Below are 21144 nucleotides of genomic sequence, written 5' to 3' on the forward strand. Positions count from 1 at the left end.
TCCATTATGGAAAGAACCCAACAAGTACTCGATTTCAACAACACAGAGCTGGCTTTTCAGGCGAAGAGCGACCGGAGGCTCCGTCAGGATTATCGATTGATGAAAGTGGTTGATTCTCCCTTTATTACCTGGCTTGGCCCCAGGTTGTTAAATTTTGCATTTGCGATCGGCCTTCCTGTTGAGGGAGTGGTGCGAAAAACTTTATTCCAGCTTTTTGGTGGCGGGGAGTCCATTGAAGGGACGGTAAAGCGGTCGGAAGAATTGGCGGAGTTTGGCGTAAAAACCATTCTCGATTATTCTGTGGAGGGCGGAAATACGGAAGCAGGATTTGACGCTACCGCCGAAGAAATTGCACGGACACTGATACATGGCGGAAAATATCCGCAGGTGGCTTTTTGTGCATGCAAGCTTACCGGCATGGCCCGCAACGAACTGCTGGAAAAAATTCAGCTGAAAAAACCACTAAGCGAAGCCGAAAAGAGCGAATTTCAGCGAATACAGGCAAGAGTGGAAAAACTCGCAGAAACGGCATCATTAAGTGGGACACCTCTTTTTATCGATGCAGAAGAAACGTGGTTACAGGATGTCATTGACCAACTCGCGGAAGCGGCAATGGAAAAATACAACCGGGAAAAACCAATGGTATATACAACAGTCCAACTCTACCGGCACGACCGGCTGGCATACCTTGAAAAGCTCATTGAGCGTTCGGCAAAAAAAGGATATATATTGGGGGTAAAACTGGTGCGCGGAGCCTATCTCGAAAAAGAAACCAACCGTGCCAAAGAAATGGGGTATCTCAATCCCATCCAGCCCAATAAAGAAGCTACCGACAGAGATTACAATGCCGCTATTCGTCTGTGTTTGGAGGCCGTGTCACATGTAGCTTTTTGTGCCGGAAGCCATAATGAAGCCAGCAGCCTTTTGCTTGCAGAGTTAATGGATAAAAAAGGGGTCGCCCATACCCATCCACATGTTTGGTTTGCACAATTGCTGGGAATGTCTGATCATATTTCCTTTAACCTTGCTGCCGCGGGGTATAATGTTGCCAAATATCTTCCTTATGGTCCGGTAAAAGCTGTTATGCCCTATCTGATACGGAGAGCGGAAGAAAATACATCCATACAGGGTCAGGCAAGCAGAGAGGTCGAATTGCTGGCCAGAGAAGTAAGACGAAGGAAATTATAACCTGTCAGTACAGGATATTAAGTATAATAATATTTCTTACTTTAATGCTTTCCTATGTATTAAGTTACGTAGGGAGTAGCGTTTTATTCGAGAATTCCCAACTATTGCTATCACTAATTCTAACCAAAATGAAGTCATTACTACTATTTTTTTTTAGCATACTTATGGCGACAACCTATGCTCAGTCAGGCGGGACGGGTATATTTGAAACTTCGGTAGATATTGGAAATCCGAAGCTAAAAGGCTCCTCTTCCTATGATGCGTCAACGCAGACCTATACGCTGAAGGGTGCCGGGTATAATATCTGGTTTGAGCGCGACGAGTTTCATTATTTATACAACAAAATCAAAGGAGATTTTATCCTGACCGCCAATTTTGAATTTGTAGGTGCCGGGACAGATGCTCACCGAAAAATCGGGTGGATGGTTCGCGCTAATACAGACGAAAAAGCCTCACACTTCAGCGCTGTAGCCCACGGTGATGGCCTGATGGTCGCACAATGGCGCGTGCTACGAGGCGCTTTTATGCGAGATCCGGAAGACGAAATCTTTGCCAAAAAGAGCAATTACCAGATTATTCAGGTGGAGCGTGTGGGTAAAAAATTTATTATGCGGGCTGCACACGTGGGCGAACCCCTTCAAATGATCGGTGAGCACGTGATGGAAAATCTGCAGGAGGAAGTACTCGCCGGCCTGTTTATCTGTTCACATAATGCTGATGTCGTCGAAGAAGCCCGTGTATGGAATGTACGTATAGACAAACCCGTAGCCGAAACCTACAATCCCGGCAAAGAAGGCTGGCTGGGCTGCCGGATGGAAACGATGAATGTATTTGATGGAAAAAGAAAAGTCATATATGAAAAGAATGGCCGGTTTGAAGCGCCCAACTGGATGCCCGACGGCAAAAAGCTGCTTTTCAATATGGACGGTTCTCTGTACAAAATACCTGTGGAAGGCGGGGAAATAGAAAAACTGAATACCGGGGATATTGCCCGCAACAACAACGACCATGGCATATCCTTCAACGGAAAACTATTGGCGATCAGCAGCCATCGCGATGGATTACCCGGTGGTGGTTCTACTGTATATGTCCTTCCCCTCGAAGGCGGTACGCCTCAGATGGTTACCGAAAATACCCCTTCGTACTTCCACGGATGGGCACCCAACAATAAAGAAGTAGTATATGTCGCGCAGCGGAATGGCGGCACAGTTTACAATGTGTATAAAAATACCATTGACGGAAAAAATGAAGTCGCACTGACAGACAATAAAAAAGGCGAGCATGTGGATGGCTGCGAATATTCTCCTGACGGGAAATATGTGTATTTCAACGCCAGCTATACCGGCACAATGCAACTGTGGCGGATGAAACCTGACGGTTCGGAAAAAGAGCAGGTTACCTTTGACGAGTACAACAACTGGTTTCCACATATTTCTCCGGATGGCAAATGGATCGCATTTATTTCTTTCGGGCTGGATGTTGCCCCCAACGATCACCCATCGTACAAGCGGGTAATGCTCAGGCTCATGCCTGCCAGCGGCGGCGCACCCAAAACGATTGCCTACCTTTATGGCGGACAAGGAACCATCAATGTACCTTCCTGGTCGCCGGACAGCAAACATATTTCGTTTGTCAGCAATTCCGGGAAATAATATGGCTTTAAGATATCTTTGTTTGTATTGCTGCGGCCTTCTGCTTTGGAGCAGTTGTAGTCCCGGGCAGGAGCCGCAGACAGACAAAATTGCAGTGTTGACATTTGACGATGCCGTAAAATCTCATCGGACATTTGTCGCTCCGTTTCTGAAAGAGATGGGCTTTGGTGCCACATTTTTCGTGACTCACAAATGGATGGAAGACACGGTTCATTTTATGAACTGGAAAGATATTGCCGAAATCAAACAGATGGGGTTTGAGATTGGCAATCATACCTGGACTCATGACAATTTTGGCAAGCCCGAAAATGCAACCCGTCTGGCAGAAGAACTTTTACAGGTGGAAGCAGAATTGAAGAAAGCAGGAGTTCCGCCCTCTGTGAGCTTCGCCTATACCGGCAATTTTTTCGGACCGGAGGCGTGGCAAACACTGCAGGAGCAGGGATTTCAGTTTGCCCGAAGAGGCATGCAACCCGAAAAACCATATGGAGAAATCCAGCCCGGGCCATTATACGATCCCCAGGTACATCATCCCCTGCTCATACCCACTTCAGGTGATGCTTATCCATCGTGGAATCTCGCACATTTTAAAAAGGTCGTGGATCGCGCGGAAAAAGGAAAGATCGTCATACTTCAGTTTCACGGCGTGCCAGACTCCGCGCATTTGCATGTACATACACCACTCGATAGCTTTAAGGTATATATGAATTACTTGAAGACAGAAGGATTTAAGGTTATAGCTATGCAAGACCTGGCGGCGTATTTACCTTCGACCTTACCTGCAGATACCATGTTGGAGCACCGCTATTCAGGGAAATGATTAGCATTAGAGATTAGAAACGATTTTCAATAGAATAGTCCATTAAGGACCGGTTTCAAGCGGTTTGCAACGGTTTCCAAAAACCAAAAACAAACCCAAAACCTCTGCGAAAATCTGCGTTCCCTCTGCGAAAATCTGCGTCCCATGTCTCTTCAGTTTGTCATGGACAAGGAAACAGTTTCCAAAAACAAACCCAAAGCCTCCGCGAAAATCTGCGCTTCCTCATATGTTTGCAACTTAATGAAACTGATCTTCGATCAACATTTTTATGGTTCACGCAAAGTCCGCAAAGGAATCGCAAAGTAACGCAAAGGGTATTGTGACTTCCGCGTTACTTACTGTCTGATCTTGCAGATACGTGGTACTCTGCGGCCTCTGCGAAAATCTGCGTTCCCTCTGCGAAAATCTGCGTCCCATGTCTCTTCAGTTTGTCATGGACAAGGAAACGGTTTGCAAAAACAAACCCGACGCCTCCGCGAAAATCTGCGCTTCCTCATATGTGTGCAACTTAATGAAACTGATCTTCGATCTGAGATGATAGGGTTCACGCAAAGTCCGCAAAGGAATCGCAAAGTAACGCAAAGGGTATTGTGCCTTCAGCGTTACTTCCTGTCTGATCTTGCAGATGCGTGGTACTCTGCTTCCTCTGCGAAAATCTGCGTCCCCTCTGCGAAAATCTGCGTCCCATGTCTCTCCAGTTTGTCATGGACAAGGAAACGGTTTCCAAAAACGAACCTAAATCCTCCGCGAAAATCTGCGCTTCCTCATATGTTTGCAACTTAATGAAACTGATCTTCGATCTGAGATGATAGGGTTCACGCAAAGTCCGCAAAGGAATCGCAAAGTAACGCAAAGGGGGTTGTGACTTCCGCGTTACTTACTGTCTGATCTTGCAGATGCGTGGTACTCTGCAGCCTCTGCGAAAAGCTGCGTTTCCTCTGCGAAAATCTGCGTCCCATGTCTCTTCAGCATGTCATGGACAAAGAAATAGTTTCCAAAAACAAACCCAAAGCCTCCGCGAAAATCTGCGCTTCCTCATATGTGTGCAACTTAATGAGACTGATCTTCGATCAACATTTTTATGGTTCACGCAGAGGACGCAAAGGAATCGCAAAGTAACGCAAAGGGTATTGTGACTTCCGCGTTACTTACTGTCTGATCTTGCAGATACGTGGTACTCTGCTTCCTCCGCGAAAATCTGCGTTTCCTCTGCGAAAATCTGCGTCCCATGTCTCTCCAGTTTGTCATGGACAAGGAAACGGTTTGTAACGGTTTCGAACGATGAGAAATCACAGAGTCCTTTGAATACCAACTTGCTGAAAAAACCTCGTTTATAGGTTTCCCTTCTCTCTTAGCGTATAATTAGCAAACCTCACATAAGCGCTGCCGCACCCACACTTGCAGGAATTCTCCTATATTTCCTATTTTCCCCTTCTCTAAAACACAAATCATGAATAATCGGTATCGTACTCGCGTCATTTTTTTTATGCTGGCTTGTTTTTTCCTGATTCATTCTGTTCACGGACAGGGAGGACAAACTTGTGACACCACCTTTTCTTACACAAAAGCCAATCCTCGTTATCCTGCCGGTACGGGCCCACAGGTCTGGATAGATGAGGCTCACCACAATTTCCATACGCTCGATGGGCGTTATTGTGGTTTTGCCAAAGTGCTGAACGCAGATGGCTATCAGTTGAATGCCAACCGTGAAGGGTTTGACAGGCTTAATCTTCGATTAAATGATATTCTTGTGATTGCCAATGCCCTCGATGCCGGCACGGTCAGCCAGGACTGGGCATTGCCCAATCGCTCTGCTTTTTCTTCTTCTGAAATCGATTCGCTTTTCAACTGGGTTTCCCATGGCGGAAGGTTATTCCTTATTGTCGATCACATGCCTTTTCCCGGTTGTGCGGGCGAACTGGCCTCTGCCTTCGGCTTTACTTTTTTTAATGGTTATGCAGAAATTGATAACCGCAAAAACTGGCCCTCACGGTTTTCCAAAACTTCCCATACATTGGCTGTGCACCCGTTGACAGAAGGGATTCCGTATGTCGCTTCCTTCACCGGATCAGCTTTCCGTATTCCGGAAGGGGCAATACCTTTGCTTTCATTTGGTAGCGATCATAATATCATGTTTACAGAAAGAGCCGGTAACCCCAACGTGGGGGTTGTTCCGACTTTTTCTGCTGAAGGATTTTTTCAGGGAGCCATTATGCAGGTGGGAACAGGGAAAATCGCCGTTTTTGGTGAAGCAGCCATGTTTTCTGCCCAAACCATTCAAACCGCAAATGGATCCCTCCACTTCGGGCTCAATGCATCCGAAGCTCCCTATAATGCCAATTTCCTTCTAAATATTATGGCATGGCTGGCTGAATAACCGTTTTCCTCAGTCATCCACTGCCTGAAACACCAGTTGCCGGAACTGCCAGCCGGTTTTATCACCGGCATATCCGACAGTCTGCTTGATCAATATCCCAACTATTTTTTCTTTCGGGTCGGCAAAATACTGGGTATTAAAATAACCACCCCAGTCAAATGTGCCTATACTGCCCAGACCTCCTTCCGCCACGCCTCTTTCATTCACCACGGCAAAAGCCAGCCCGTAGTCTTTTCCCTGGTCTTTCCAAAAATCGCTGATCTGGTTTTGCATGATGGTTTCTATCGTCGTGCGGCTGAGAAACCGTGTGCCGTTAAGTTCTCCACCGTTAACGTACATCAGCAGAAACGTTGCATAATCTTTTGCCGTGCTGGAAAGTCCTGCACCGCCTGCAAAAAAGGTTTTCGCTCCGTTAATAGGATAATCGGCATCAAAAAAACCATTGGTAGCAATTTTAACCCATTTCCCGTTGACAGGCTGCTGTACGGGAATCAATCGCGCAGCTCTGTCGTCAGGCAGGTAAAAATAAGTGTCCTTCATCCCCAGCGGATCAAAAATTCTTTTTTTCAAAAACTGGTCAAAAGGCATTCCGGAGATAATTTCGATAAAATAGCCCAGCACATCCAGCCCTTCACTGTAGCTGTACTGTTCTCCCGGATGAAAATGCAGGGGCATGGCAGCCAGTTTTTTTACATTTTCCTTGATCGTAACAGGTTTGGTAGTAAACCCGTCGATAATGCCCGCTTTGCTGAATATCATCTTAAAACGCTCATCACTGTCAATACCTCCATAACCAATGCCGGAAGTATGGGTAAGCAAATGGCGGATAGTGATTTCGCGTTTGACGGGCTCTGTCGTAAAAGTTGTATCGGAGTAGCGAAAGGATTTCAAAACACCCGTTTGCTTAAACTCGGGAATATATTTGGAAATGGGGTCATCCAACTGAAATTTGCCTTCCTCCCACAACATCATCACGGCAGTTGCGGTAATCGCTTTGGTTTGGGAAGCGATACGGAAGATATCGTCATTTTTAAACTTTCTGCCCGTTTCTACATCAGACATGCCAAATGATTTGTGATAAACAATTTTTCCTTTTCTCGCCACAAGTGCAATCAACCCGGGAATTTCGCCATTGGCAATCGCTGATTCTGCCATAGCGTCAATTCTCGCGAGGCGGGAGGTGGACATACCCACCGATTCGGGCGAGGCTTCTGACAAAGGCTGGGATTTTTGAGCAGAGGGTGTCTGCGCCCAAATGGCAGAGGAGAACATAAAAAATACAAAAAGCGGAAGCAGTAGCCGTTTCATAAAAAAATGTGATTTAAAGGTAGTAGCTATCGTAGGAAGCCTAATTTCGGAAGAAAATTTCTTTCCGCAACTGTTTATTTGTAGTTTACCCTCAGCTTTAACAGGAACCGACTTATGGAAAATACACCACTCCCCGGAATAAAACAGTTTGACCTCACCGGACGTCTGGCCATTATTACAGGTGGATCAAAAGGCTTGGGTCTGGCCATGGCCGAAGGACTGGCATCTGCCGGAGCAAACATCATGCTGGTCAACCGCGACGAAACACAGGGACAGGCTGCCGCAGCCGAAATAGAAACAAAATACCGCGTAAAGGCAATTGCTTTTGGCGGAGATGTAACTGACATCCGCGTGACTGAGGCGATGGCAGCAAAGGCGATGGCGGCTTTCGGGCGAATAGACATCCTCATCAATAACGCTGGCATCAATATCCGCGGGCCCATCGACGAACTCTCACCCGATGATTTTAAAAAAGTCATGGACGTCAACGTCAACGGCGTCTGGAATGCATCCCGTGCAGTTGTACCTTTTATGAAAAAAGCCGGCATCGGCCGGATTATCAATATTGCCAGTACGCTCGGACTGGTAGGTCTTGCCAACCGCACACCCTACGCTTCCAGCAAGGGGGCCGTGGTGCAAATGACCCGCGCCCTGGCGCTCGAACTTGCACCATTTAATATCATGGTGAACGCGATCTGCCCGGGGCCGTTTCTTACCGAAATGAATATTCCTATAGCCGACAGCGCAGAAGCCAAACAGTTTGTCGTAGGCGCTACTGCCCTTGGCCGTTGGGCCGAACTAAAGGAAATACAGGGCGCAGCCATTTTACTTGCCGGAGACGCCGCCAGCTATATGGTTGGATCTATCCTTACGGTTGACGGCGGCTGGACTGCGAAGTAGAGAAAGTTCCCTACGGGTTGAAGAAACCATTTAAAACTAACAAGATGAAAAAAAGCTTATTGATTTTGGCTTTGGTAGCCATGGTGTCTGGCTGCTTCGATCAAAAGAAATCTGATATAAACACAGAATCTCTGGCAGGAGAAGAAAGAACGTGGTGGAAAGAAGGAGTTCTATATCAGATATATCCTCAAAGTTTTAAAGATACAGACGGAGATGGATTTGGCGACTTTAAAGGAGTGATCGAAAAACTGGACTATATCCAAAGCCTGGGGGTAACGATGGTATGGATGAATCCATTTTTTGAGTCTCCCTTAATAGACAATGGGTATGATGTTGCGGATTATCGCGCCATTCATCCCCGATATGGGACAATGGAAGATTTTCAGCAAATGTTGGACGGTTTTCATCAGCGAGGCATAAAATTCGTTCTGGATGTCGTGGTCAATCACAGCAGCAATGAACACGAATGGTTTAAACAATCCCGAAGTTCAAGGGATAATCCTTATCGGGATTACTATCATTGGTGGCCGGCCGAAAAAGGCGAACCTCCTTTCCGATATAGTCTTTTTTCCCCGGAAGGCGCATGGAAATATGACTCTCTGACCAATGCCTATTATCTCCACATCTTCGCCGAACAGCAGCCTGACCTCAATTGGGAAAATCCAAAACTGCGGCAGGAAGTTTATGACATTATGAAATTTTGGGCAGAAAAAGGAGTAGATGGTTTTAGAATGGATGCTTTCCAGTTTGCAAGTAAGGATACCACCTGGCCGGAATTTCCTGAAGGACATGAAAAGGAGTTTACTAAATGGTATGGCGTGCGGCCTCAATTACACGAATATTTGAAGGAAATGAATGAAGAAGTGGTTTCCAAATACAATGTTTTTGCAGTAGCCGAAGGCGCAGGCAGTACCTTTCAGGATGCACATGATCTGGTAGATGCCGACCGGAAGGAACTTCAAATGGCTTATCATTTTGAATCGGTAGATATGTCCAAGACAACAGCCGGTTATGAGTTGTCTGAATTTAAGGAAATATTCAGTCGGTGGGATAGTGCTTTTGCAGAGAAAGGCTGGATAGCCATTTTTCTATCCAATCATGACAATTCGCGTTTAGTCGATCGCTTTGGAAACCCAGGTCCCGAATTCAGAACGGTTTCGGTGCAAATGCTCAATACGTTTTTGCTAAGTATGAGAGGGACGCCTTATACATATTATGGCGACGAAATAGGCATGACCAATATTGATATGCCAAATATCGAAGAATATGTTGATGTAGCTGCCCTTGGTGATTACCAAAGAGCGATGGAGCAAGGAAAAAATATGGACGAATTCATGGAGCAACTCAACTATTATTCGAGAGAAAACGGGCGTACCCCCATGCAATGGGATGACTCCCCAAATGCAGGATTTACGACGGGTACGCCGTGGAAAAAGGTCAATGAAAACTATACTGCCATAAATGTCGCAGCGCAAAATGAAAACCCCGGCAGCATTTTAAATCATTTTAGAAAATTGACCGCAATAAGAAAAAATAACCCTGTCCTGGTGTATGGCCAATATGAGTTAATCCAGAAAGAACATCCTCAGATTTATGCTTTTACCAGAACCTTAGACGAAGAAAAACTGCTGGTGGTGTTAAATTTTTCAAAGGAGATATCGGCAATTAAACTTCCCGAAATCAGCAACACTTCCGAAATAGTAGTCAATAATTATCCTGCCTGCGAGATCGAAGGTAATAACGTCCAACTGTTGCCTTATCAGGCGATTATTTTTAAAATCAACGATTAACCTTGAAAATTTAAGAGGTAATGTATCAATTTTCAAGGTTGGGGTGTATATTTAAGGTATGATTCCCAGAGAAATCGCAAGTATCGTACTCGAAAACCTGTCTTATTTTCCTGTTACAGGTATAATTGGGCCCCGCCAGGCTGGAAAGACTACCCTTGCCAGGGCGATTATCAACGATATTAAAAAGCCGGTTATCCATTTGGATCTGGAATTAGAAAGCGATTTGTTTAAGCTGGATGATGCCGAAACATTTTTGCGGTTTCATCAGGAGAAATTGATAGTGATTGATGAGATCCAGCGGCTCCCTCGTCTTTTCCCGCTTCTGCGTGCACTGGTGGATGAAAAACGTACGCCAGGTCGATTTCTAATTTTAGGTTCTGCCTCACCCGGTATTGTCAGGGAAAGTTCGGAATCGCTGGCAGGCAGAGTCGCCTATTCAGAACTCACTCCATTTTCCCTCCGTGAAGTAAAGAATGTAGTTACGATGGAAGACCATTGGATAAGGGGCGGATTTCCCGAACCCTTGCTGATGGATAACCCTGTGATTGCATGGCGGTGGATAGATAATTTTATTCATACATTTCTGGAGCGGGATCTTCGTATGTTAGGCTACGAGATTGCTCCGGAAGCCATGAGGAGAGCATTATTAATGCTGACCTCAGTACATGGAAACCTCTTGAATATTAGTGAAATCAGCCGTTCTCTGGGTATATCATCTGCTACATTGGGGCGCTACCTGGATATATTGGAGGGAAGTTTTCTGATCCATCGGTTACCTCCGTTTTTTGCCAATGTCAGTAAAAGGCTGGTAAAAGCTCCCAAGTTTTATTTCAGGGAATCGGGCGTGTTTCATGCTCTGGCAGGTATCAACAGCTACGAACAATTGCTCAATCACCGCGCATTGGGCGCTTCCTGGGAAGGATATGTCATTGAACAGATCCGCCGTACTGTCCCTGAAAGATGGCAGTTGTTTTTTTACCGTACACATGCAGGCGCAGAAGCAGACCTGGTCATGCTCAGCCCTTCAGGTAATCGATACCTCGTTGAAATCAAGCGCGCATTATCTGCGCCGGTTAGCAGAGGTTTTTTTCAGGTAAAAGAAGACCTTCAACCCGAAGGGCAGTTTGTAATCGTACCAGAGGGAGAAGCGTTCCCACGATCTGATGGCACGATTGTCTGTGGATTGATGGAGTTTCTGGAAGTGATTTTGCCGGGGTTGAGTTAAATATTCTCTCATTTTATTTACCCCAAAACCACATGCCTCCCTACAAAGTCTGGATCGATCTCCACGCCCAGGCCCGGGCCGGTAGGGACTGTCACTACCCCTGCTTCACTGGTCAGTGAAGATGTGCTGCATTCCAGCGGTAGTTCGTTGTTGAATCCCTTAAATTCGTGAAATGGGCCTGCATTAGGTACTGCGGACACAAAATGCATCATGTACAAATACCCCAGCCCTGAGCCGGAAATATGTGGCGTACAGGTTTTTCCCATAGCCGCAGCCATCCGCGCTACGCGCATCGATCGGATCATTCCCCCAAAATAAAACATATCGGGCTGCACAATCTGTAAACCGTTGTTGCCAATCAGCCAGCGAAACTGGTGCAAGCTGGGTTCCTGCTCTCCGCCTGCGACGGGAATATTGAGCGCGTCTGCAACGGCTTTGGTCTCTTCGTACCAGTCAAACGGCACGGGTTCTTCGTAAAAATCATAGTGATATTCCTCCAGAATTTTTCCCACACGAATGGCTTCCTTTACATCATAAGAGCCATTGGAGTCGGCGTAAATGGTCATTCCTTCACCAAAGGTTTCTCTTACAAGGGGAATGAGTTTTTCGGTTCGGCCCGGAGGGTAATCTGCATTTTTACTCATTCTGCCACCTACCTTTACTTTCAGCGCTTTGGCCTGTGTTTCTTCTACTTGCTTTTGGATCAGGGCCATGGACGCTTCTGCCGATTTGCCCCGGTAGTTATTGGCCTGGTAAACAGAGATCCGGGGATTGTGAATATCACCGATAAGTGCTCCGATAGATTTTCCTGCGACTTTACCCAGCAGGTCGAGCAAAGCAAACTCGATCGTCGCGAGCGGAACCCACAAAGCCAGATTCTGAAGCTTGTAATTGCTTTGATAGACATACACCTCTTCCAGCAATGATTCCAGTTCGCGGGCATCTTTGCCAATAAAAAATGGCTGTAACCGATTGAGAAATATCGGGTACAGGGAAACCATCTGATCGTTGTTGCTCACGGAAAGGCCTTCCGCGCCGTCGCGGGTTCTCACCCGGCAGATAAAATTGTCTTCGTAGCGGAGCAACTCCAGGCTTTCGATGATAAGGGGTGTGGCAAACCATTCTTTTTTCAGCACGGGGCTGGCGAGCACTTCATCAAGCAGAGTGTAGTCTGTTTCCCTCACAGGCGAAGGGGGAGACGGCTGGCAGGAAAAAAATGGCAGAGAGGCCAATCCGATTCCAACCGCAGAAGTTGAGAGGAATTTTCGGCGTTTGAGGTTCATAAGTAAAGGGTTTTCCTTAAATTTAGAACAAATAGACTATTGCTGTATAAGATAAACATCTGACTACTATGGACAATCAATTTTCCTCTGATCGCCGCGATTTTCTCAAGAAATCGGGTATTCTGGCAGGCGGTATGATGCTGGCCGGCCAAACCGCTATCGCTTCTTTTTCCAGACCACAGAACAAACTTCCCCGCTGGAAAGGATTTAATCTGCTTGATTTCTTTTCTCCCGATCCTGCCACTGCACGCGATGGAACGAGTGAGGAGTATTTCAAATGGATGTCTGACTGGGGATTTGATTTTGTGCGGATTCCCATGGCCTATCCATCGTACCTGAAGTTTGACCGAACACAAAACATCACCACCGACCGAATCCGCAAGGTTGACCGGAAAGCTACAGACAAGATCGAACAACTGGTCTATCTTGCGCATAAGTACAACCTCCATGTGAGTCTCAATCTCCACCGCGGGCCGGGTTACTGTGTGAATGCGGGTTTTTATGAACCCTACAATCTGTGGAAAGATCAGGAAGCCCAGGACGATTTCTGTTGGCACTGGAAGTTTTGGGCCAAAAGGTTTAAAAATGTTTCCCCCGACAAAATCAGCTTTGACCTGCTCAATGAGCCCAGTATGCGGGAAGATATGAATGACCAGCACTCCAAACGCAGCGCTGTACCGGGCGATGTGTACCGAAAAGTGGCGAAGGCAGCGGCAGAAGCAATCTGGAGTGTAAATCCTGACCATTTTATCATTGCCGACGGCAATAATGTAGGGCGCGATGTGATCCCCGAAATCACGGACCTCAATATCGCTCAAAGCTGCCGGGGATACAATCCGGGGATTATTTCCCACTATAAAGCGCCCTGGGTATATAAAGACACCGAAAACCTTCCCGAACCTGTATGGCCCGGACAAGTCGGGGATCAGTACCTGAGCCGGAAGATGCTCGAAGACATGTACCAACCCTGGATCGAGCTTGCACAAAAAGGAGTCGGCGTACACTGCGGAGAATGTGGGTGCTGGAACAAAACCCCTCACAAAGTCTTTCTCGCCTGGTTTGAGGATGTGCTGGATATATTGACGGAAAACAATATTGGCTACGCCTTATGGGAGTTTAGAGGCAGCTTCGGCCTGATCGATTCCGGGCGGGCAGACGTAGCTTATGAAGATTGGCAGGGACATAAACTCGACCGGAAACTGCTGACGCTGTTGCAAAAATACTAGCGGTTAGCGCATCTTTTTGAGCCGGTGAAGGATTTCATCGAGCCCATTGGTTTTGATTTCGTACAGGGTCGCCAGTTGAGCGCCGAGTTTGCCGGGAGGGAATCCTTCCCGGTGAAACCATTCCAGGTAAAATACGGGAAGGTCGCAGAGCAGGCGGCCCTGATATTTGCCAAAGGGCATTTTGTGTGTCACCAGTTCCATCAGAATCTTTGGATCGGGTGTATTGGGGAAATTGTCAGGGCTGGGCATAATACCACAGAACGATTTACTGAAAAACAGTTGGTAAATTTTTGACCTTTACAAAACAAGGCAGGATAAAGGAATTTTCCAAAACCACAAAGAAGTAGAAATACTCTATTTGACTATTAGCCAAATGTTAATTAACTTAAATGTTCTGAACTTAGCATTACGACGACTACTACAATCCGGGCCCTCATGGATACCAGAACGAATGATCAGGTAATATGGAATGAGTTCCGAAAGGGAAATGAAAGGGCTTTTTCCCTATTATTTTTCAGATATAGTGATCTGCTGTTAAGTTATGGATATGCGCTGGCAAAAGACAGGGAATTGATTAAAGATTGTATTCAGGAGCTATTTCTCGACATTTGGAAAAGAAGGGAGCAACTGGGAGAACTGGAAAAAGTCAATCATTACTTACTAAAAGCATTTAGACGAATCGTTCTTCGCCGTGTCAGACAGGATGAAAAACGCCGCTATATGTATAATCCTGCAGATGAGTTTTTTGACCTGCCTACGGAGGAGCAGATTATCCTGAATGAAGCGGATAATTTCCTTAGTGAATACATGGCAGATAAAATCAATCACCTCCCTCAAAGACAAAAAGAGATTATCTATCTGAAATATTACCAGAACCTTTCTTACGATGAAATCGGTGAAATCATGGGCCTCCAGCAACAGGCTGCATGGAATCTTTTTTCTCGCGCAGTGAACCGGCTCAGAGAAATGATTCCTAACCGCCGGCATATACTTCCCACCATTTTTATGGCCTTTATTTTCGCCTTCTGATTTTTTTTTTGCTGTCAGTGATTAGGAATTACCTGCTGCGCGCACTTGTACAAAAGCGGACTCCGAAAATTATCAACCACCACAATCGCTGTGAGATGAATTTTGAGGATTATAAGGATTTTCTGGCCAATGATTTTGCCTGTGATGAAGATTTCATCAGGTGGGTCTCCAACCCCCACCCTGTGGATGAAACCTTCTGGAAAGGATTTATTTCCGAATACCCCGGTAGCCGGTCTGAGGTGGAGGAAGCGGCTGAAATTGTTCGTAAATCCAGGGATTTTTTCTCAGGTATCACCCTTGACAGGCGGGAAAAATCAGAAATACACAAACAACTACTTGAGAAGATCCATACAGATACTCAATATAAAGCCCTTTTTCGTCCGGCTCGTAAGTTTGTTTTCCGCTGGGCAGCAGTAATCATCCTGCTGGTCGCATGTGGATACTCTTTTTATTGGTATCAGGGGAGACAACGTTATCAAGAATTCGAAACTGCGTTTGGAGAAACGTTGAGGCTGACTTTACCTGACGGATCTTTGATCAGACTGAATGCCCATTCGACTATTGGTTATTATTCAAATTGGGATATAAGAGAAAACCGGTGTGTATGGTTGCAGGGAGAAGCTTTTTTTGAAGTAACCAAAAAACCAGAAACACAAGCTAAGTTTTTGGTTCATGCCAATGATCTGGTTGTACAGGTTTTAGGTACAAAGTTTAATGTAAATACCCGAAAAGAGAAAACCCGTGTAGTATTAAATGAAGGTCAGATACAACTTACGCTGAACAGTGAGGTGGAGAAGCCGATATTTATGATTCCGGGCGATATGGTGGACTATGATCCTAAGGGCAACCACCTGATACAAACCAAAGTCAACGCCGAATTGCACAGCTCATGGAAAGAGGGGATCCAGTTGTTTGATAAAACCCCCTTCCCGGAAATCATCGATAAGATGGAGGAAATCTATGGAATAACCATTCAGCTAAATGACAAAAGTCTGAAAGAAAGAAAAATGACAATGGGTATTCCAGTGGAGGATTTGACCATTGCTTTGGCCACTGTCGAAAGTGTGCTGGGGTTAAAAATTATCAGAATCGACAATAAGAATTTTGTAATAAACTAAAAAGGACAAGGGGCAAAACTGCCATTTTACCCCTGTCCCGTTCACAATTAACTATCATTTGTAAATCATTTCAAAATTATGCGATTAAAACTACTCCTCAAAACATGGGTTACAATTCTGGTCTTATTGCCAGGATTAAGTGTTAGCCTTTGGGCTGATACACCGCCCCCCAAAGATGTATCTGTACTACAGGATCGATCCCTGATTGAAGTGTTGGAAAAACTGAGTGAAACCTATCAGGTGATCTTTTCCTTCGATTCTGAGTTACTGGAAGGCCTGGTTGTGAATTTCGAAATCAAATCGGAAGAAAAACTGGAAGTTGCCATCAACCGCTTATTGATCAATACAGGGCTGGGTTATAAATTTCTGGGAAGTAAATATTATGTTATCTATAAAGCCGATGAAAGAGGTACGAAAAATCTGAAAAAACTGGAAAGGAAGTTCCAGCAGATCCAGAATATTGAAGAAAAAGGCGGACTTGATGTACAACGTGCAGGCAAAAACAGTATCCAGCGGATCAATACGATTGCACACTCTGTCTATACGCTGAGTCCGGTTGATAAAACCATTACAGGTACAGTTACAGATGCCGCAGGCCAACCGTTGGTCGGGGCTACTGTTCGCGCCAAAGGATTCAACAAAGGGGCACTTACAGACGAACGTGGCAGGTTTAGTCTTAGCGTTCCTGACGATGCTACCACCCTGCTCGTTTCATATATAGGATTTGCGACCAGTGAAGTAGCGATCAATGGCAGATCAGATATTGCCGTCACACTCGTAGAAAGTGATGCAGCACTTGACGAAGTAGTGATCACTGCGCTGGGTATCAAAAAAGAATCTAAAAAACTGGGATATGCTACGACCAATGTTGACGCAGACCAGATTGCAGTAAACCGTACCCCCAACTTCATGAATGCGCTTCAGGGAAAAGTTGCCGGCGTGAACATCTCTGGCCTGGGAACAGGTCCGGCGGGAACTTCAAAAATCCGTATTCGCGGTCAGTCTTCTATTTCGGGTCAAAACAATCCGCTCATCGTTATCAACGGTGTGCCCATTGACAATACCAACTTCGGTACCAATCCGGGTAACAGGGCCTCTGACAACTCTCTGGGCGTAAGAGGTGGTGGTAATACTTCTGACGGTGGTGATGGTCTGTCCAGTATTAACCCTGACGATATCGAAAGTATGACCATTCTTAAAGGAGCTGCTGCCGCTGCCCTTTATGGCTCACGCGCCAAAGATGGGGTCATTATGATCACAACCAAAACCAGAGGTTCGGGACAAGGTATCGGGGTATCCTACAACCTCAACTACACCAACGAAACCCCGCTCGACTTCACCGACTATCAGTATGAGTATGGTCAGGGTGAAAACGGCGTACGCCCTACAGCAGCCAACCCTACTTCCGGCCAATGGTCATTTGGCGAAAAATTTCAGCCAGGTATGACGCAGGTTTTGTTTGATGGCGTAACAGTGCCTTACGAACCCGTTTACGACCGGATCAGAACCTTCTACCGCAACGGTCAAAACCTGACCAACACCATTGCGCTTTCAGCCGGAAATGACAAAGGCGGATTTAATCTTTCTATGTCTAATCTCGACAGCAAAGGTATTGTTCCCAACAACTCCTATAACCGGAAAACCATTAACCTGGGCTTCAGCCAGGAGTTGAGTGAAAAACTCAGTTTTGCAGGTAACATCAACTACTCCAACGAGTTCAATCAAAATCCGCCCGTTGTGGCAGAGCAGGATAACTCCATTCCTACAGCACTTTCCAATATGGCCAACTCCATGCCGCTCGATCTGTTGGATGAAAAAAAATATGATGCTAATGGCAATGAGTTCGTTTACTCCCGTTTCCGCAACCGTACTAATCCGTACTTCACGCTTGCCGAACAATTCCAGAATATCACCCGTGACAGGCTTTTTGGTAATATCTCGGTAAAATACGACTTATTGCCATGGCTTTCCATACAGGGACGTGTGGGACAGGACTATTGGTCACGCGACCAGGATTACAACAACTATCCTACTGGCCAGGCTTCCCGCGCTCCGGCACCCGCAGGGTTTGTCAACGGTGTGTATACTCAGGATTCACGGAGATTCAGGGAGATCAACTCTGACATCTTAATCACAGCCAACAAAACTTTCGGAGACTTTGGCGTTGACCTTACCGCAGGTGGAAACCGAATGTATCGCCGTTCTGACCTCAACAGTGTACAGGTTACGGACTTTGTCGTTCGTGGACTTTACACAGTCACCAACGGACGGGTAAAGGATCCGCTGTATAGCCTTTCTGAAAGAGCGGTCAACTCTGTCTATGGTTCTGCGGACTTTTCCTATAAGGATTTTCTGTATGTAAGCGGTACCCTTCGCAATGACTGGTTTTCCACTCTGGCACCTGAAAACCGCAGCATTATGTATCCGTCTGTTTCGGGTAGTTATGTATTCTCCGAATCTTTTGGTTCCACTCCTTCATGGCTCACATTTGGTAAAATCAGGGCGGCTTATGCAGAAGTGGGTAGTGACACCGACGTTGCGCCATATTCTGACGTATTGTTTTATAATATCAATGCCAACCTGTTTGGAAATGCTTCAGGCTCTTTACAGCCTGTAGGCGGGTCAGTTGGAAATACTTTACCCAACCCAAACCTGAGACCGATGCGTACGGCTGAAACTGAACTGGGATTGGAGTTGAAGATGTTTGACAATCGGTTAGGCATTGACATGGCCGTTTACCGGAAAATTACGACAGACCAGATCGTTTCTGCTGAAATTTCTGATGGTTCGGGGTTTGTCAACACCCTGATCAATAGCGGAAGAAGCCGCAATCAGGGTATTGAAGGTCTGATCAATATCGTGCCTGTAAAATCCGGAGATTTCCGTTGGGATATCACATTTAACGGATCCTACAACATTACCAAAGTATTGAGCCTGTTGACAGATACTCCCGGCGAGCGTATTACCGTTGGGGTTCACGTATTCAACGGTGAATTGCGTCAGGTTGTAGGTGAGGAAATGGGGCAGCTTTATGGATTTGGTTTCAGAAGAGACGCACAAGGCCGTCAGATTTTTGGTGCCAATGGAATTGCGCTTCGTACGCCTGACCTGATCTCATTTGGTAGCGCACTGCCCAAATGGGTTGGAGGTATCAACAATGCCTTCCTGGTTAAGGGCTTCAACTTCTCTTTCCTGATCGACTTCAAACTTGGCAATATGATGATGTCTGGTACCAACTTCAACGCAGTTCGTCATGGCTTGCATAAGATGACGCTCGAAGGCAGAGAAGGTGGTGTGATTGGGGATGGCGTAAATGAAAATGGCGAAGTAAATACAGTAGTTGCCGGAGTGCAGCCTTACTGGGAAGTTGTTCGTTCTCAGGCGCTCGTAGAACCCATTATCTACAATGGGGGTTACTGGAAACTACGTCAGATTACGGCGGGGTATGATCTGGCCGAATTATTCCCTTCAGATTTCCCACTCAAGTCTGCACGCTTGAGCTTTGTAGCCAACAATGTGCTGATGCTGAAAAAATGGGTAGATAATATTGACCCGGAAACTTTTGGCTACAGCTCTGACAACCTCGTAGGACTGGAATCTACAGGCCTTCCTTCAACCCGTAGTCTGGGCTTCAACTTAAACGTTAAATTCTAACGAGAACAACAATGAAAAATATTATTTCTTATATATTGATTACGGTTTTATTAACGTTGGCAACCTCCTGCGATCAGGGGTTTGATGAACTGAACGTAAATAAAATCTCACCTACGGAAATCAATCCCAACTTTATTCTCAATAATGCCATCATCAATTCATCTTTCCCGAATGGAGCATTGATATATGATATTGGGATTGTACAGCAGATGATTTCCCCCAACTCAGGGGTTTTGACCGGAGCCAATTACAATCAGGACAACCGCAATGCGACCCAGGAGGTATGGCAGCGTTTTTATCGCTCGGTGGTCCGCAATACACGTGATGTCATTGCCCAAACCCAGGATGATCCTTCGCTCAGTAACCTGACCAACATGGCCCGTATCTGGCAGGCATTTGCTTTTATGGTATTGACCGATACGTACGGGGATATTCCATATTCTGAAGGTGGAAAAGGGTATACCGCACAGGTTACATTCCCCAGCTATGACTCGCAGCAGGCAATCTATACGGATATCATCAAAGAACTCCGTGAAGCTACTGCAGCCCTGGATGCCAACAAGACGCTGGCAACGGCTGATGTTATGTATGGGGGCAACGTGGCTCAATGGAAGAAATTGGGTTATTCACTGCTTCTCAGAGCCGGTATGCGACTGAGCAAAGCGGATGCCGCCCTCGCCCAGCAAATTGCTTCTGCTGCATTTCAGGGGGGGGTGATGGAAAACAATTCTGACAATTGTGTCGTTCGCCATGACAACAATTACCTCAATGCTCAGGGTGCGACACTGAACGGATCTGAAGCCAACAACTTCTACCTGACCGAACCCTTTGTCAACTACCTCAAAAATAACGATGACCCGCGTCTGGCTGCCATTGCGGTTCGTTATGTAGGCGCAACTTCTGGCCCTGAACAAAATGCGGCAAGAGCATCGAGCGACCCGGCGGTTCAGATCGGAATGCCTATGGGCCACGACAACAATACCATCAAAGGTGTTGCGACTAATCTTGGCCTCGCCAGCTTCTATGACTTCAGTCAGGTTGACCGTACACGGATGACCAAAACCTCCGCCCCGATGTTTCTGGTTACTTATGCCCAGACCCAGCTTCTGCTTGCCGAAGCTGCCCAGCGGGGATGGATTGCAGGAGATGCTGCGCAGTTCTATGCCAACGGCATTAAGGCCCACATGGAACAGTTGAGTGCTTATGGTTCCGGTTCCACAATTGATCCCGGTGCGATTGATACTTACCTGGCCGCCAACCCTTATTCAGCCGCAAATGGCCTCGAACTGATCAACACGCAGTATTGGGTGGCATCTTTCCTCAATGGCCCTGAAGCATTTGCCAACTTCAGAAGATCTGGTTTTCCTACCCTTTCGCCTAATCCATTTCCCGGCAAGGACATCAAAGGAGACTTTATCCGAAGACTTACCTATCCCAACTCAGAAATTTCTGTCAACAGTGCAAACGTCCAGCAAGCTATCAGCAGAATGGGCGCAGACGACCTCGACACAAAAGTCTGGTGGGATAAATAGATTTCACTAACTACATTGGATCCTTTCCCTGTCCCGGTCAGT

At 46.2% G+C, this 21144-nt stretch carries 15 protein-coding genes; 12 read left to right on the plus strand and 3 right to left on the minus strand.

The window, feature by feature from the left end:
* Positions 1-6: 6 nt before the first annotated feature.
* The 4 genes from R3D00_21305 (at position 7) to R3D00_21320 (ending at position 6037) form a co-directional block, all read left to right on the plus strand.
* Positions 7-1188, plus strand: a complete 1182-nt coding sequence (locus tag R3D00_21305) for a proline dehydrogenase family protein (protein ID MEZ4775731.1) — start codon at positions 7-9, stop codon at positions 1186-1188.
* Positions 1189-1316: 128 nt separating this feature from the next.
* Complete coding sequence (locus R3D00_21310; protein MEZ4775732.1) at positions 1317-2840, plus strand: hypothetical protein; 1524 nt, start codon at positions 1317-1319, stop codon at positions 2838-2840.
* A gap of 1 nt (position 2841) precedes the next feature.
* On the plus strand, positions 2842-3660 hold the full coding sequence (locus R3D00_21315) for a polysaccharide deacetylase family protein (protein ID MEZ4775733.1): 819 nt from the start codon (positions 2842-2844) through the stop codon (positions 3658-3660).
* A gap of 1450 nt (positions 3661-5110) precedes the next feature.
* Positions 5111-6037: a DUF4350 domain-containing protein gene (locus tag R3D00_21320; protein ID MEZ4775734.1), complete on the plus strand. Its 927-nt coding sequence runs from the start codon at positions 5111-5113 to the stop codon at positions 6035-6037.
* 9 nt (positions 6038-6046) lie between these two features.
* On the opposite strand, the gene R3D00_21325 is transcribed toward R3D00_21320, so the two are convergent.
* Positions 6047-7345 carry a serine hydrolase domain-containing protein gene (locus tag R3D00_21325; protein ID MEZ4775735.1) on the minus strand — a complete coding sequence of 433 codons (1299 nt, stop codon included), beginning with the start codon at positions 7343-7345 and terminating at the stop codon, positions 6047-6049.
* 114 nt (positions 7346-7459) lie between these two features.
* Between R3D00_21325 and R3D00_21330 the strand changes: the two genes are divergently transcribed.
* The 3 genes from R3D00_21330 to R3D00_21340 are packed head-to-tail and all read left to right on the plus strand — an operon-like array spanning position 7460 to position 11260.
* Positions 7460-8245, plus strand: a complete 786-nt coding sequence (locus R3D00_21330) for a glucose 1-dehydrogenase (GenBank protein ID MEZ4775736.1) — start codon at positions 7460-7462, stop codon at positions 8243-8245.
* 44 nt (positions 8246-8289) lie between these two features.
* Positions 8290-10035 (plus strand): alpha-glucosidase, encoded by a 1746-nt coding sequence (locus tag R3D00_21335; protein MEZ4775737.1) that lies wholly within the window; start codon positions 8290-8292, stop codon positions 10033-10035.
* 58 nt (positions 10036-10093) lie between these two features.
* Entirely contained in the window at positions 10094-11260 is a 1167-nt protein-coding gene (locus R3D00_21340) for an ATP-binding protein (protein ID MEZ4775738.1), read from the plus strand.
* A 17-nt stretch (positions 11261-11277) separates the two neighbouring features.
* Here R3D00_21340 and R3D00_21345 read toward each other — a convergent pair whose 3' ends face one another.
* Positions 11278-12543: a mandelate racemase/muconate lactonizing enzyme family protein gene (locus R3D00_21345; protein MEZ4775739.1), complete on the minus strand. Its 1266-nt coding sequence runs from the start codon at positions 12541-12543 to the stop codon at positions 11278-11280.
* Positions 12544-12611: 68 nt separating this feature from the next.
* Here R3D00_21345 and R3D00_21350 point away from each other — a divergent pair, with 68 nt between their 5' ends.
* Positions 12612-13769 (plus strand): cellulase family glycosylhydrolase, encoded by a 1158-nt coding sequence (locus tag R3D00_21350; GenBank protein MEZ4775740.1) that lies wholly within the window; start codon positions 12612-12614, stop codon positions 13767-13769.
* Positions 13770-13772: 3 nt separating this feature from the next.
* On the opposite strand, the gene R3D00_21355 is transcribed toward R3D00_21350, so the two are convergent.
* Positions 13773-14018 (minus strand): DUF3820 family protein, encoded by a 246-nt coding sequence (locus tag R3D00_21355; GenBank protein MEZ4775741.1) that lies wholly within the window; start codon positions 14016-14018, stop codon positions 13773-13775.
* A 186-nt stretch (positions 14019-14204) separates the two neighbouring features.
* Here R3D00_21355 and R3D00_21360 point away from each other — a divergent pair, with 186 nt between their 5' ends.
* The 4 genes from R3D00_21360 (at position 14205) to R3D00_21375 (ending at position 21102) form a co-directional block, all read left to right on the plus strand.
* Positions 14205-14798 carry a sigma-70 family RNA polymerase sigma factor gene (locus R3D00_21360; GenBank protein ID MEZ4775742.1) on the plus strand — a complete coding sequence of 198 codons (594 nt, stop codon included), beginning with the start codon at positions 14205-14207 and terminating at the stop codon, positions 14796-14798.
* 95 nt (positions 14799-14893) lie between these two features.
* A complete protein-coding gene (locus tag R3D00_21365) occupies positions 14894-15916 on the plus strand; it encodes a FecR domain-containing protein (GenBank protein MEZ4775743.1) in 1023 nt (340 codons plus the stop codon).
* Between the two features lie 78 nt (positions 15917-15994).
* Positions 15995-19570 (plus strand): SusC/RagA family TonB-linked outer membrane protein, encoded by a 3576-nt coding sequence (locus R3D00_21370; GenBank protein MEZ4775744.1) that lies wholly within the window; start codon positions 15995-15997, stop codon positions 19568-19570.
* A gap of 11 nt (positions 19571-19581) precedes the next feature.
* Complete coding sequence (locus R3D00_21375; GenBank protein MEZ4775745.1) at positions 19582-21102, plus strand: SusD/RagB family nutrient-binding outer membrane lipoprotein; 1521 nt, start codon at positions 19582-19584, stop codon at positions 21100-21102.
* Positions 21103-21144 lie beyond the last annotated feature (42 nt).

The organism is Bacteroidia bacterium (genome assembly GCA_041391665.1).
Classification (GTDB): Bacteria; Bacteroidota; Bacteroidia; order J057; family J057; genus JAGQVA01.

Excerpts from the sequence above, each read along its gene's own strand:
- R3D00_21305 (MEZ4775731.1), top strand. The coding sequence starts at position 7 with ATGGAAAGAACCCAACAAGTACTCGATTTCAACAACACAGAGCTGGCT.
- R3D00_21310 (MEZ4775732.1), top strand. The coding sequence starts at position 1,317 with ATGAAGTCATTACTACTATTTTTTTTTAGCATACTTATGGCGACAACC.
- R3D00_21315 (MEZ4775733.1), top strand. The coding sequence starts at position 2,842 with ATGGCTTTAAGATATCTTTGTTTGTATTGCTGCGGCCTTCTGCTTTGG.
- R3D00_21320 (MEZ4775734.1), top strand. The coding sequence starts at position 5,111 with ATGAATAATCGGTATCGTACTCGCGTCATTTTTTTTATGCTGGCTTGT.
- R3D00_21325 (MEZ4775735.1), bottom strand. The coding sequence starts at position 7,345 with ATGAAACGGCTACTGCTTCCGCTTTTTGTATTTTTTATGTTCTCCTCT.
- R3D00_21330 (MEZ4775736.1), top strand. The coding sequence starts at position 7,460 with ATGGAAAATACACCACTCCCCGGAATAAAACAGTTTGACCTCACCGGA.
- R3D00_21335 (MEZ4775737.1), top strand. The coding sequence starts at position 8,290 with ATGAAAAAAAGCTTATTGATTTTGGCTTTGGTAGCCATGGTGTCTGGC.
- R3D00_21340 (MEZ4775738.1), top strand. The coding sequence starts at position 10,094 with ATGATTCCCAGAGAAATCGCAAGTATCGTACTCGAAAACCTGTCTTAT.
- R3D00_21345 (MEZ4775739.1), bottom strand. The coding sequence starts at position 12,543 with ATGAACCTCAAACGCCGAAAATTCCTCTCAACTTCTGCGGTTGGAATC.
- R3D00_21350 (MEZ4775740.1), top strand. The coding sequence starts at position 12,612 with ATGGACAATCAATTTTCCTCTGATCGCCGCGATTTTCTCAAGAAATCG.
- R3D00_21355 (MEZ4775741.1), bottom strand. The coding sequence starts at position 14,018 with ATGCCCAGCCCTGACAATTTCCCCAATACACCCGATCCAAAGATTCTG.
- R3D00_21360 (MEZ4775742.1), top strand. The coding sequence starts at position 14,205 with ATGGATACCAGAACGAATGATCAGGTAATATGGAATGAGTTCCGAAAG.
- R3D00_21365 (MEZ4775743.1), top strand. The coding sequence starts at position 14,894 with ATGAATTTTGAGGATTATAAGGATTTTCTGGCCAATGATTTTGCCTGT.
- R3D00_21370 (MEZ4775744.1), top strand. The coding sequence starts at position 15,995 with ATGCGATTAAAACTACTCCTCAAAACATGGGTTACAATTCTGGTCTTA.
- R3D00_21375 (MEZ4775745.1), top strand. The coding sequence starts at position 19,582 with ATGAAAAATATTATTTCTTATATATTGATTACGGTTTTATTAACGTTG.